Source organism: bacterium (assembly GCA_023145965.1).
In the GTDB taxonomy this organism is placed as follows: domain Bacteria; phylum UBP14; class UBA6098; order UBA6098; family UBA6098; genus UBA6098.
The window spans coordinates 14,733-29,286 of sequence record JAGLDC010000066.1 but is presented as its reverse complement, the minus strand read 5'-3'; the positions used below and the strand labels follow the sequence as shown (position 1 = coordinate 29,286).

The following is a 14,554-nucleotide window of genomic DNA, read 5'->3' as shown; positions in this document are numbered from 1 at the left end:
ACGGGTTGTGAAGTGTGGTGCTAATGGGGATTTTTGAACAAGAAAATAAAGCTGATAATAGTAAAATAACTCGATAACAAAAATCGTGACAGCGGTGGGGGTGGAGGCGGAATTCCACCTGAGAGCTATCTTCCAAAAAACCGTGTAATCGGGCTTTTAACGAGCTCTATTGCTTTTTGTGGACATACCTCATTACAACAAAGACAGGTAATGCACTTCTTATAATCGATATCCGGTGGATTATCACCAACTATCGTCATTGCATCGACCGGACAGCTCTCGACGCAAATTCCACAACGGATACATTTCTCATCAATTGCGCGTGGACGAATCCAGATAACCTTAGCCAAACTCCTTAAAAACCAGCTTGGGAAAAAAGTAGATAGTATTTGCTGAGGGGCCTTTGAGGGCAAGACAAAGGGAGGATCAAGAATGAATTCAGCAAGATTACCCCCAATAAGCTCGATCAGCTCAATATTTCCTTCACCGAGGCCGCGCGAAGCCGCAAGGGTGGTTATTGGGCTGTCTGTAGGTTTTACTACACCAATTACCTTCTCAGCTATACGATCGAGAGCAACACCGTCGGTCGAAGCCAAAAGAAGACCGACATCGCGAGCATCCCCGCTTGAAGGACCATTGCCTTCCATCCCAATAATAGCATCCATAAGATGAAGCGTCACAGGCACTTGCTTATAAATAGCAACTATAACCTTCGCAAAATCTCGGGTTAAAGGGAACGCTTTATGAAATGCCGTTTTACGAAATCCCGGCACAAGTCCAAAAAGATTTTTAATCGCCCCGGTATAATGCGTATAGGAGTGAGTTTTTAGCTTAGAAATGCTTACAATCTTGTCAAAATTCTCTAGCGCCTTGGTGAAATGAATTTCGAGACCATCTTCACACTGGATAGTATTAGCACCGGAGGCCTCAAAGTTAATCCATGGAATACCGAGCCTTTCGGCTATATCGAGAATGCCTGTGTTACGAAATACTCGTTCTACACCCTTGTGAGCACCCGCAGGAGAGTCTCCAATCGCTACATTGACACCAAATTCTATCAATTCAAGCGCTAATGCCTCGACAACAGCAGGATGTGTGGTTACAGCTCGTTCAGGCGTCCTTGCGGCGAGAAGATTCGGCTTTAAAAGGATTCTTTCACCCTTAGAAAAAAAACTTCCAATTCCACCAATTTGATCGAGGAGCTTTATAATCTTAGGGCGGAGGGATTCAACATCGTATTCCTCCGCCCTAATAATGGAAACGCGGCTAGGCACTTTAAAATTAGTCTTTCAGAAGATGCCAAGCGTTGCGATACTTTGCATATTTACTGGGAGGGTCACCATTGCGCTTTCTACGGTAATCGGAGTATCTATCCTTTAGGGTGATGAGTGTAAGATTCTCGATCTCCTTAAATGGAATGATGTAGAATGTGTAGCGTTCATCTCCTTCTTCCTCGCCTAGGTCGAGCACAAAAATACAGAAGTCCACCGACCTGCTTGTTATCGCGAAACGATAATATATGCTGGGTCTGCGTTTACGAGGAATATGATATATAGTTTCAGTATTAGTCCCAGAAATGTTAACGCTATTGCCATTTAGGATCATTCTAACTGCACTATTGCGTTTGGCATCGAGTTCTGCTGTGATGCCAAGTTTTTCTGCTTTATCTTTAACTACTTTAGTATAAAAAGTCTTTTTAGCGCTGCGTTCCTTGCCCAATTTATTGTATTCATCGAGACGAGCATCTAGGTCTGTGCTCCGAATTCTAGCTTCCTTAGCCTTCTTATATTTCCGCTTATACTGAACTTTATTATACTGTTCGCCAAAAAAACTTCGATAAAGTCCGGCAGTGTTTTGGCGACTAAAACCAAAATGATCGCCTATCTCCTCCAAGGTAGATAAATTATCTACCATATCTTTAAATTTCTCAAATCCTCCCTTATGGCGATATTTCTCGTCAAACCGCGCGATTTTGCGTTCTCTACTCATTTTCATTTTATAACTCCTTCAAATCATAGGCGCGGGGGGCCTTTTTGGTATTATAATTACCGTTTGAAAGTTAAAAAGTGTTTACTTACTAAAAAAAATTTTATAGCAAAAACCAAAAACTCACCCTCTTGATTGGAAAAAAGGTAAATCGAATTTATCTAAATGAATACGCTGTTTGCGCGATTGATATAGGGCGTTGAAAACAAACAACCAACATTAAATTTTCCAATAATTGTACCATTTCACCAACTTTTCTACACGGAAATTATTATAACGACGAAATACAGCCTGTCAATATATCTTTGATTTTTTGTTTAAAGAAAACGCTTGATTTTTAATAGCAATTCCCCAAGAGAAGCTGCTCTCTCAACTTCGACTGGTAAAGAAGATAAAAATACTGTGCCGTAAGATTTAGTAAGCAAACGCTTATCGCAAATAAGCAGCACTCCGACATCTTCTTCTCCACGAATAAGCCTTCCAGCGCCCTGGCGAAATTTAATTACAGCCTGCGGGATAGTAAAACATGAAAACGGATCACCTCCATGGCGTTGAATTCTCTCGCATTGGCCTGCAACATATGGATCCGTGGGAACTGCGAAGGGTAGTTTAGTCAAATACAGGATCTGAAGTGCATCACCGCGGACATCGACTCCCTGCCAGAAGGATTGTGTTCCAAGAAGGACAGACTCTTTATCCGAGATAAATTGGCGTGTAAGTTGGCTTCGTCCCCCAGAAATACCTTGAGCCATAACAAGTAGGCCCTCATCCTCTAATGATGGCGTTATTATCGAATAGACCTGCCTAAGAAAACTGTAACTCGTGAAAAGAGCCAATGAACCCGCGCGGGTTTCTTTACTGATTTGTTCAATAAGCATCGATAACTTCGGTATATAATCACGCGCATTTGGTTCGGGAATAAAATCTGGAAAAATGGCCAAAAGTTGTGCAGAAAAATCATATGGGCTTCCGAGCTTTAAAGTCGCTACCCGTTCTGGATCGAGTAAATTAAGACCCAAACGGCCCTTGACAAAATCGAAGCTGTCGGCAACCGACATCGTCGCGCTGGTGAATACTAGCGACTTCTTTTGCGAATGAAAAACCTCGAACATCCGCTCAGCGACATCGAGAGGCGCCCAACATACAGCACAATCTATCGAATCTTGTTTTTGAGGGGATTCCCACCAATACACTGAATCAGGATCGGTGGGTTCTGAGGAGTATTCGAGTGCATCTGCAGCTTCGGCAAGGCGTGCTATCTGGCCCAATGCTTCATGATGAAGGGCGTCGAGATTATCGTCCTCAATGTCATTGAGCGCTACAAGAAATAAACTCAGGTTATCGACAAGCGATTTCGTATGTTTGGCAAGTTGAATTATGTCAAACCTAAGTGATTCAAATACATCCTCGCCGGGGGAAAAGCGAATTTTCAACGAGTATGGTGCTTTGCGCCATTTATATTTCAAATTTAGCTGATTCGTAAGTGTGGTAAAGAAATTATCGGATTCTCTCCGCAAAGTTATCACTTTAGAAATACAAGCTTGATAGCAATTTGCGAAGTCGTCAGGTAAATCTTTGTGTTTCTCAGCAAATTCAGCTATGCTAGAAAGTAAACCTTTACTCGAAAGCCTGTCTTGATATAGTTCATCGAGTGAAGTTGTGAAATTCCATGAGTTTACCTTTGCTCCGAAATATTCTGCCGCTACCTCCTCGATATCGTGTGCCTCATCGATAATGGCATGATCATATTCTCCAATAACCGAAGTATCTCCTATCTCAGCAAGCAATAATGAGTGGTTTACAACCACTATCTGGGCATCTACTACAGCGGAACGAATACGATTGAGGAAGCACTTGCCTCTGAATGGACATCTCTTGCCGATGCAGGATATAGCCTCGCTTTTCAAACGAGACCACAATGCGGCATGTTTCTTTAAATAAAAAGAGCTTACTTCAGCTATATCTCCAGAGGTAGTCTCGGCGGACCAAACTAAAAGTCGCGAGACCACCGCACGGTCTTCGTAACCGAGGGAGGTATAGTCCGAGAGAACCCGATTGAACCTGTTCAGACAAAGGTAGTTTCCTCGACCTTTCAAAAGAATCGACCTAAAATCGAAAGTCAGCCCTTTGCGAAGTGAAGGAATATCCTTAAAATATAACTGTTCCTGTAGATTTTTTGTTCGTGTCGAGATAATAACCTTTTGTCCCTTTTTAGCCGAAAAGGCAATAGATGGGAGTAGATAGGCGAAGGATTTGCCTGTGCCGGTGCCAGCCTCTGCAAGAAGAAAAATGTCGTATTCGAGTGAATCCAAAACAGCTTGCGCCATTTCTATTTGCATATCTCTGACAACGAAACCGTCGAGGTAACTCTTCATAGGTGAATCCGGCCCTAAAAATTTAACAATATCATTTTCACTCATTTGACATTGTGCCGGATCGGATGGATTTCCTGTTATATTATCAAAATTGGCGATTAAGGCTGTATCGATCTCAGGTGGAGTGGTCTTTCCACCTCTAAATAGAGGCTTGGCGGAGGAAAACCACATCGATAATTTTGGATCACCACTCGATTGGACTAGGCCAGAAAGGATTTCCGCAGTTCTATCGTCGAGGCTTAAAAGTTTTTGCCATAGTTTGCTGGCGACCTCGGCTGTCACCTGCGCATCACTCTCAGCGCGGTGAGCATTATTGTGTTCTATCTTAAAAAGCCCCGCTAGGGAGGTGAGATTATAACGAAGCGCCCTCGGGTAAAGGAGTATAGCTATAGGTATGGTGTCTATTGTTCTAAAAGACTTAACTTTAAGGCCATTTGCTTTAGCTTGAGTGGCAATGAAATTAACATCAAAATCGATACTCTGACCAAGTATTTCGGAGTCTCCTACGAATTCATAAAAAGCAGTAATAGCTTCCTTTTCGGAGGGTGCGCCGGCGACCATTTCGTCAGTGATGCCGGTTAGTCTCGAAATCGCTAAGGGTATAGGTATCTTTGGATTAACGAATGTGACGAATTTTTCGGTAATTTCACCGTTTTCTAGTCTAAGAGCTGCTATTTCAGTGATTCTATTGTTTTTGGGATCGAGGCCGGTGGTCTCTATATCTACAGAAACAAGTTTATTTTTATTCAATGGATTCATTGCCGAGATGATAATGATTAGAACAGATGTTCGCAAGTAAAAAGAGGTAAGCTCTTGGTGTGAAAAGATAACAGGACCGATAAAAAGTTATTACGAATCAGTTTGGAATCGGGCTATTTAATCAAAAGAAATAAAATTACTTTATACTCGACTTGTAAATATCACTCTTCCGGGAGTCGAGGTTATAGTTATATCAAATAGTCCATCTAATGTAAACATAAAGGCGAGGAATTTTAATCTAATGACTATTGATTTAAGATTAGAGGAAAGGTAAATTTTATTTCGGTTCAAGGTTATTCGAATACCCTTAAAAAATTGCCACCAAGTATTTTGAGTATTTTCTCTTCGGAAAAACCTCGGCGAATAAGCTCTCGCGTTATATTGGCAAGGCCGGTGCAATCATCGATATCCGTTGGAAGGTGGCTTATGCCGTCGAAATCAGAACCGAGTCCGACATTGCCTTCACCACCGAGTGAAATTATATGTTCAATATGGTCAACTATATCCACCGAAGTAACCTCAGATTTATCCTTTGGCGAAAGAAAAGCGGGATAAAAATTGACCCCGATAATGCCATTCTTGTCTATAATTGCTGAAATTTGTTCATCGGTGAGATTGCGCGGTGATGTTTGAAGAGCCATGCAACACGAATGAGTGCAAATAGGTGGACGCTCGATTATATCCATCGTTTGCCAAAATGTTTGCTCACCCGAATGCGAAAAATCTATGAAGCCTCCAAGGGAATCGATTTTGCGAACTGCTTCGATTCCATCTTCTGTGAGCCCTTCGGTTTTGGCGGTTGGTGCCATGCACGATGTTGCCCAGTCGTTTGAGTTATTCCAGGTTAAAGTGAAAATGCGAACGCCTCGATTGAAGAAATTATTTATCTCGTTCAGTTCCCCGAGAAGGCTGTGCAATCCCTCGATTTCGATAACAGCACTAACTACACCTTTAGCTTTGTTTGCAATGATTTCGGCGCTATTGTGGGCTATCGCAAATTGCCCTTGGGAGTTTTGAACAGCGTTTTCTATGTTTTCCAGCTCACGAATTGCTATTTTATGCCATCGTTTAGGTTTTTCCCGCCCCCATTTTGGATAAACGAAAAGGCTAAATGCCTCGGCCCATAAACCGGTTTTTAACATGCGTTGAAGGTCTATGTGTTTTTTAAGCCAAGCAGATGTAAAATCGCTGGTGCTTTCTAATGATGAGAAAGTATCCGCGTGAAGATCGATCAGCGGGGCTTTATCATGGAGTAGTTTTATATCGGATTCTATTGGATTACTCATTTCTTCAACCTTTGTTAATCAGGGGTTTTATATTTATTTTCAAACGGATAATAACAAATTGGCTCCGCTTTTAAGTTTGAGCTAAAATAACAAAACCAAAGTTAAATTTACCAAATCCCGGTTTGTAGAAACTCATCGATGGAACGGGCGGCTATACGAGCTGCTCCCATGGCCAAAATCACCGTTGCTGCTCCAGTAACGATGTCCCCACCAGCAAATACGCCTATTTTTGTGGTTTTACCAGTTGTTTGGTCGGTTTCAAGGGTTCCCCATTTGGTGGTTACAAGACCGGGGGTGGTTTGTGATATAAGCGGATTTGGAGAGTTCCCAATAGCAACGATGACAGTATTGATGGGTATCTTGAAGTTTGAGCCTTCAATGACAACAGGCCTTCTTCTACCGGAGGCATCAGGTGTGCCAAGTTCCATACTGACGCATTCGACATCGGTAACCCAACCCTCGGTATTGGCGTGATAAGCAACAGGATTAGTAAGAAACTGAAATCTAACGCCCTCTTCGATAGCGTGTTCGATCTCCTCGTCGCGAGCAGGTATCTCTTCTCGTGAGCGTCGGTATATTATTATAGATTCTTTGGCGCCGAGGCGTAGAGCGGTTCGCGCGGAATCCATGGCAACATTACCTCCTCCCACAGTGGCTACGCGTTCACCGCGCATTATAGGAGTGTCGTATTCAGGGAATCTATAGGCCTTCATTAAATTTGACCGAGTGAGGTATTCGTTTGCAGAATATATGCCCTTCGAGTTTTCGCCGGGTATGAACATGAACCAAGGAAGCCCAGCTCCGGTGCCCAGAAAAACTGCATCAAATTCCTGCAAAAGCTCATCAACGGTTTTACTGCGGCCAACAATGAAATTTGTTTCTATCTTGACACCTAGTTTTATCAGGTAGTCAACCTCACGCGCAACTATCTTTTTTGGAAGTCTAAATTCGGGGATGCCATATACTAAGACGCCTCCCGGTTCGTGAAGGGCTTCGAATATTGTAGTATCGTGTCCCAATTGGATTAGGTCTCCAGCAACAGTGAGGCCTGCCGGTCCGCTTCCGACAATAGCAACTTTTTTGCCGGTTTTAGCAGGAAGCTTGGGTAATTCGATAGAATCCTTTTTTGCTTCCCAATCGGCAATAAATCTTTCCAAACGACCTATTGCAACCGGTTCGAATTTATTCCCCAACACACATACCTTTTCACATTGTTCCTCTTGAGGGCACACGCGCCCGCAAACAGCAGGAAGAAGATTTTTTTGCTTCAATATCTTAATGGAGCCCTCGAAATCACCTTGGGCGATTTTTTTAATGAATGCCGGGATGTCTATTTCCACAGGGCAACCAGAAACACATGGCTTGTTTTTGCATTGAAGGCATCGCGTGGCTTCCGCAATTGCGAGCTCTTCTGTATATCCATAAGGAACTTCATCGAAATTCGATTTACGAATTTCGGGTGCTTGTTCGGGCATGGGAGTTTTTTTGGGAGCTACTTTGGCCATAATTTCCTTATTTTGATTCGCTACAACGACAATAATGTTCGGAGGATTCCTTCTCTTCGGGGATATATGTTGCAAGTCGCTGCATCAATAAATTGAAATCGACTTTATGAGCATCGAAATCAGGGCCATCGACACACGCAAACTTCGTCTCACCGCCAACCTCGACACGGCATGCGCCACACATACCTGTGCCATCGACCATGATAGAGTTCAGACTGGCTATGGTCGGGATGCTAAAAGGTCTAGTAACCTCTGCAACCATTTTCATCATAATGGCCGGCCCGATAGTTATTACTCTGTCAATTTTCTTCCCTGAGGCGATGATTGTTTTCAGCACATCTGTTACAAAGCCTTGTTGTCCACAAGATCCATCATCAGTGGTAACAATAAGCTCATCGGAACAGGCGGTGAGTATATCCTTAAAGAACAGTAGATCGCTACATCGAGCACCTATTATAGAAATTACTTCATTGCCGGCTTTTTTCATCGCTTTAGCAATAGGGTATATGGGCGCAATGCCTATTCCTCCTCCAACCATAATTACGGTGCCGAAATTGTGTATCTCACTCGGTGTTCCTAAAGGACCAGCTATATCGGGAATAATATCACCTTCGGAAAAATGCCCCATCTGTCGAGTCGTTTTTCCAACCTCCTGGACTATAAGCGTTATAGTTCCTTTCAGAGTATCGCAATTTGCTATTGTAAGCGGGATACGCTCACCTTTCTGCGATAATCGAATTATAACGAATTGTCCGGGAAGTGCTTTACTGGCAATAAGTGGAGAGTTCACTTCATATTGCTTGACATCACTTGAAAGCGCTTTTTTCAATATAATTTCGTTCATTTAATCTCCATTGAAGGCCTAAATTATCGGATTTCTGGAAAATATTCAAATTGCAACAATATGTCAACTTGAAAAAGTAAAACAAATCATTATTACTTGACAATGCCCCTAATAATATGCCTTCACTGTCGCCGGGGCGTCGGCCTTCTCGACCTATGGCCTCAAAGGCTGGCGTTAGGCCGGGTGAAAATCGAGTTCCTTAATGCATATTTTATTCCGGCCTTTCGCTGATTTATTCGCCGATGGAAAGCCAGCTTTCCGTCTAACGAATAAATCCGACGCCCAAAATGAACTTTATTTATGTGGCAAAGAAATTCCGGCGTTTGATCAGGGCTTGTGCCCTGATTAAAACGACCTATAGTTAGGCGCTGGCACGAGTGGGATGGTGGTTGTTTGGTGGGGATTTTTGCCCGGGGAAATAATAGAAAAAACACCAAAATTACGAAATAGCAAAAATCGTGACAGCGCCGGAGGGGGGAGTTTACTTCAAAGCATTTCGAGGTTGACTGAAACTCTTTAAGGCAATATATTCAACCAAACATAAAAAAGAGAGGGATTGTATTATGGGAGAGCCTATTATACTCGAAGGTAAACAGCTATCAAAAAAATTAGAAAGTTCGCTTATCGAGAGGGTAAAAAAGATTGTCGAACTTGGTGGAAGAGTTCCTGTTTTAGCTACAATTCTTGTTGGTGAGGATCCGGCATCAGCGATCTATGTTAAGATGAAGGGTAATGCTTGCAAGAGAGTGGGCATGGAGTCTCGTAAAATTGAGTTACCGAAAGAAACAACAACCGAACAACTCCTAATGAAGATCGACGAGCTTAACGATGATCTTGCGGTCGAGGGGATATTGCTTCAACATCCGGTGCCAAATCAGATAGATGAACGAGCTTGTTTTGATCGAATAGCTCTCGAAAAGGATGTCGATGGTGTAACTAGTCTTGGATTTGGCAAGATGGCTATGGGCGAGTTCGCCTTCGGGAGCGCCACTCCGGCCGGGATTATGAGGATAATTGATCACTATCAAATAAACCCCAAGGGCCAACATGCTGTTGTTGTCGGAAGAAGCCCGATTTTAGGAAAACCTTTAGCCATGATGCTTTTAAACCGCCATGCAACAGTGACCATTTGCCATTCTAGGACGACCGACCTGCCTTCTATAGTTCGCACGGCGGATATTGTTGTTGGCGCGGTAGGTATCCCGAGGTTCATCAAGGCCGATTGGATAAAGGAAGGCGCGATTATTATCGACGCCGGTTATCATCCAGTCGAGAAATGTGGAGATGTCGATCTCGAAAACGCTGCACCGAAAAGCTCAGCATATACGCCTGTTCCCGGTGGTGTCGGCCCGATGACTATCGCTACCTTGATAGCTCAAACAACGGAAGCAGCTGAACGCAGACTCGGAATATAATCTTTATTACTGCGGATGATGATTACGGATATATTTCTTAAGTTGCGATCGTTTAGTTTTTTTTACCTAGATAGCGAGCAATTTCCAAAAATATGGTATTATAGAAAATAATATTTATTATTCTTCTCATGTGAAGGTTTTGGTGATCAGGAGCTTGCTAAAATTCTGTGAGTTCATCATATCCCTTGTTTTTTCAACCCAAGAACTCTAATAATCTGTTGCAAAATTTCCTTTGAGAAATATAATTCTAATTAAATAAATTCAATAGAAAGCGATATGAACGCAAAAGAACAACTGAAAATCCTCCTAAAAAGAACCGTCGAAGTCATTCCAGAGGAAGAATTCCACAAAAAACTAGATAGATCAATCAAGACTGAAAAACCGCTTAAAATCAAACTCGGATGTGACCCTAGTAGGCCCGATCTTCATATCGGGCACGCCGTAGTATTGCACAAATTACGAGAATTTCAGGACCTTGGACATCAAGCGATACTTGTAGTAGGCGATTTTACTGCTATGATCGGCGATCCTTCTGGAAAGAATTCAACTCGACCGCAACTTACATTCGAAGAAACCCGCGAAAACGGCAAGAGCTACTTCGAGCAAGCCGCGAAGATTCTCGATCCCGATAAGACGCGAATAGTCTATAACTCAGAATGGCTCGGTAAAATGGATTTCACCGAAGTGATTCGCCTTGCCGCAACGTATACTGTCGCGCGTATGCTCGAACGAGACGATTTCAGTAAGCGATATGCCGCCGAACAACCAATAGGTGTTCATGAATTCCTGTATCCGCTTGCTCAGGCTATGGACTCGGTTACACTCGAAGCCGATGTCGAGCTCGGTGGAACCGACCAAAAATTTAATCTCCTAGTCGGGCGTGATGTTCAACGTGAATACGGCCTCGAACCTCAAGTAATAATGACATTGCCGCTTTTAGAGGGAACAGACGGCGACCGCAAGATGAGCAAATCATACGATAATTATGTCGGCCTGACTCAAAATGCTGTTGAGATGTTCGGAAGACTTATGAGTATCCCAGACTCATTGTTGCTCAAATACTATAGACTTGCAGTCTTTGCTGATCAAAATCTCCTTAAAGAAGTCGAAAATAAGCTGAAAGAAAACCAGATCAATCCCATGGAATTAAAAAAAGAAATGGCTGTCTGCGTGATTTCACTCTATCACCCAAAAGAGGCGGCTTTATCGGCGCGAAAGGAATTCGAACGGGTTTTCAGCAAAAAAGAAAATCCCGAGGATATGCCAAAAGTGCTTTATCCGCATGGAACAAAAGCTTGGATTGTAGATATTCTTAGAGATCATAAACTCGTCAAAACAGGCGGAGAAGCAAGAAGGCTTATCGTTCAGGGCGCAGTGTCTATCAATGGTGAAAAAGTGGAAGACGACAAACTCGAACTTGAAATAAACAACCGATTTGTTATTAAAGTCGGAAAACGAAGATTCCTCGAAATTATTCCGGAATAGCCTTTTTAAAGGAAGTATTGTTGTGAGAAAAATTATCTTTCTTCTTCTGATCGCGACGATCTCAATATTTGCGGATATCGCAGTCAGTGTAGCTGCCCAAGACCAAACCGATGTGTCGAGCGCGGGAATGTCGAGCCGTTCTTTTGTAGCATGGACTGATACACGCTCCGGCACAGGTAATAAACATATCTATGGAAACATTATTGACACCGATGGTTCGCTTATTTCTAGCGAATTCCCAGTGTGTGTAGCAGATGATCAACAGTATGATGTTGCTGTTACGGCTGGCCAAAAATTCATGGCCATCTGGGTTGATGAGAGGACTACCGATGAGTGGGATATCTGGGGTCAGCATGTTAATATCGATGCCACACTTAGCGGATTGAACTTTCAAGTCACAACAAACAACACGCAAAAAAGCAAACCGTCCGCCGACAATTTAGATAACGACATAATGGTTGTTTTTGAAGAGGCGATGACCAATAGCACAATCCGTGGACAGAAACTCACTTGGGGCGGTTCGTCGTATAGCCCTTCGGGCTCGGTATTTAGCATCTCGGATGGCGCCACTGATGCCTACGCGCCAGACGTCTCGGCTAGCGATACGGATTATCTGGTTGCGTGGTCGGATTTAGATAATAAAAGAATTTTCGCCCGAAAGGTTACAGCCGCAGGTGCGGCAACCGGAACCGCGCAGATAGTTGCGGATTATAGTGCTGGGGCCTATTCGCCGGGGCATCCATCGGTGGCATGGGATGGCACTCAGTGGCTGGTTGTTTGGGATATATATATTTCTGGAAATGAAATGGATGTGTATGGTAGGTACATAGATGCTTCTGGAGCACCAACAGGCTCTTCGTTCGGAATTGCTACCGGCGCTGGACCCCAGAATGAAAGTTACCCCGACCTCGATTTCGACGGTATAGGTTTTTTGGTAGTTTTTCAAGATACTAGGGATGTGCTAGCAAACATATACGGCAGAAGGATTACCGGAGTTACTTTAGGCGGCGAAGTTACTATTTCTCCCGGTTCATATAATCAGAATAAGCCTTCGATTGATTGGAATGGTACTGCCTATGATATTTTCTGGCAGGATTATCGAGGAACCTATAATTGGGATATTTATAGCAAACGCGAAGATCAAACTCCATGGAATGGTCCTTCGGTTAGTCCTATCACACCACCTGACCTTGGAGCTTCGAGTTGCTCTAGGCAGAATGCAGTTATGGAACTTACAGACTCCGATGGAATTAATACTTCGACAATCCAGTTCACCGCAAACGGTGTGTCCTATGATATAGCCGACAGCGAACTTAGCTATTCTTCAGATCAGCTTACCTTCACGCCATCTGCAGCTTGGCCACAAAATATATGGATTGAATGTTGTATCAATGCTGTTGAGGATATGACAGGTCTTGGCATTCTCAATCCGGTTTGTTGGAGCTTTATGATAGACCAAACCGATCCTATTTTTGGTGTAGCTATTCCCGCTGATGAAGAATCTACCGGTGCTGGTGCAGTGCCAATTTCAATTGGAGTTACCGATGCTGGTTGTGGAGTTTCAACCGATAATATGGCTTTCCAGATTGAAGGGACATGGTTTGTCTATGGAACTTCTTCCGCTGTCAGCTGGGATGGAACTTCGATGCATTTTGACCCCACTGAAGAAGGCATAGCCTTCGAACCGTTCGACACGATAGACGTATGCGCGAGAGTTAGAGATCGAGCTGAATACTGCACAGAAAATGAGATTACAACATGTTGGAATTTCTATACTACCGGAACGAAGATATATGGTAATGTCCATCTTGCGGGGGTGTCAGACCACTCTGGTGTTACAGTGGAGGCTCGATATGGGGATAGCCTATGGGCCGACATTACCGATATCGATGGTGATTACAGTATTCCAGGTGTCCTAGAAGTCGATGGAATAAACGTCACGGCCTATAAAGAAGGTTATTCCGATTCCACAGTCACAGTGAATATGGGTGAGGGTGGTTTCGGGTTGGCAAATTTTACTCTTTATCCAATCGTTACACTTTATTTCTCTGATTTCGAGGCGAGCGATGGGGACCTCGAATTGAGGAATTATGATTATTACAACGATTGGGAATGGGGAGAGCCAACATCGGGTCCCGGAAGTGCTCATAGCGGAAGTAAATGCTGGGCAACCAAGCTCAATACCGATTATAGCGATTCGAGCCAAAGCAGGCTCGTTTTGGGGCCAATCGATCTGCCGGAATTTTCAGCACCTAAGATCATGTGGTGGCAATGGTATCGTTTTCAGGCACCTACTTCCAGTGGTTGGCCGAGAGTTTATTCATGGCACGATGGAGGCAATGTCAAACTCTGGAGGTCTTTAACTGACTCGACTTTTCTCGTGCCGGATAAGGATTACGACACTACAATGTCCACTTATAATCGCTTTGTTGGTTTCCAGCGGGCTTATGCAGATGACGATAACGGCGATTTTTGGCACAGAGTGACTGTCGATCTTTCGACTTGGGCCGGACAGACAGTCTATATTAGTTGGGATTTCGGAAGCAGTTCGCGTAATGCCGAATCCGGTTGGTTTATCGATGATGTAACTGTCGGATATACTGATTTTACAGGTGTATATAATAACATACCTAAACCAGAATCTCGGGGAATATCTGTATTTCCAAATCCATTCAACTCGATTTGTGCCATTGTAGCGGAAGATGATGTCGAGATATACGATGTTTCGGGTAGGTTAGTAAGGTGTATTGAAACCTCTAATGATGGTAAGAATGATTACCAAGTTTGGGATGGCACAGATTTCTCCGGCGAGTCTTTACCTTCAGGCGTTTATTTCGCTAAATTAAAAGGTAATGAAAAAAGCTCAGCTAGAATAATATATATGAAGTAGAGAGCAATA

9 protein-coding genes are annotated in these 14,554 nt (G+C 43.3%); 3 read left to right on the top strand and 6 right to left on the bottom strand.

Annotated features, from left to right (window positions below; all coding sequences use genetic code 11):
- Positions 1–125: 125 nt before the first annotated feature.
- From KAH81_06640 to KAH81_06615, 6 genes are all read right to left on the bottom strand, one after another.
- Positions 126–1,274, bottom strand: coding sequence for a DUF362 domain-containing protein (locus tag KAH81_06640; protein ID MCK5833332.1), 1,149 nt, complete (start codon positions 1,272–1,274; stop codon positions 126–128).
- 7 nt (positions 1,275–1,281) lie between these two features.
- On the bottom strand, positions 1,282–1,995 hold the full coding sequence (locus tag KAH81_06635) for a hypothetical protein (GenBank protein MCK5833331.1): 714 nt from the start codon (positions 1,993–1,995) through the stop codon (positions 1,282–1,284).
- Between the two features lie 308 nt (positions 1,996–2,303).
- Entirely contained in the window at positions 2,304–5,120 is a 2,817-nt protein-coding gene (locus KAH81_06630) for a hypothetical protein (GenBank protein ID MCK5833330.1), read from the bottom strand.
- Positions 5,121–5,413: 293 nt separating this feature from the next.
- Complete coding sequence (locus KAH81_06625; GenBank protein ID MCK5833329.1) at positions 5,414–6,406, bottom strand: dipeptidase; 993 nt, start codon at positions 6,404–6,406, stop codon at positions 5,414–5,416.
- 107 nt (positions 6,407–6,513) lie between these two features.
- Entirely contained in the window at positions 6,514–7,911 is a 1,398-nt protein-coding gene (gltA, locus tag KAH81_06620; protein ID MCK5833328.1) for an NADPH-dependent glutamate synthase, read from the bottom strand.
- Between the two features lie 7 nt (positions 7,912–7,918).
- Positions 7,919–8,755 carry a sulfide/dihydroorotate dehydrogenase-like FAD/NAD-binding protein gene (locus KAH81_06615; GenBank protein MCK5833327.1) on the bottom strand — a complete coding sequence of 279 codons (837 nt, stop codon included), beginning with the start codon at positions 8,753–8,755 and terminating at the stop codon, positions 7,919–7,921.
- 563 nt (positions 8,756–9,318) lie between these two features.
- Here KAH81_06615 and KAH81_06610 point away from each other — a divergent pair.
- The 3 genes from KAH81_06610 to KAH81_06600 all read left to right on the top strand — a co-directional run bounded on the left by KAH81_06610 (position 9,319) and on the right by KAH81_06600 (position 14,545).
- Entirely contained in the window at positions 9,319–10,170 is an 852-nt protein-coding gene (locus tag KAH81_06610) for a bifunctional 5,10-methylene-tetrahydrofolate dehydrogenase/5,10-methylene-tetrahydrofolate cyclohydrolase (GenBank protein MCK5833326.1), read from the top strand.
- A gap of 276 nt (positions 10,171–10,446) precedes the next feature.
- A complete protein-coding gene (locus tag KAH81_06605) occupies positions 10,447–11,655 on the top strand; it encodes a tyrosine--tRNA ligase (GenBank protein MCK5833325.1) in 1,209 nt (402 codons plus the stop codon).
- Between the two features lie 22 nt (positions 11,656–11,677).
- Complete coding sequence (locus KAH81_06600) at positions 11,678–14,545, top strand: T9SS type A sorting domain-containing protein (protein ID MCK5833324.1); 2,868 nt, start codon at positions 11,678–11,680, stop codon at positions 14,543–14,545.
- The last annotated feature ends 9 nt before the right edge of the window (positions 14,546–14,554 follow it).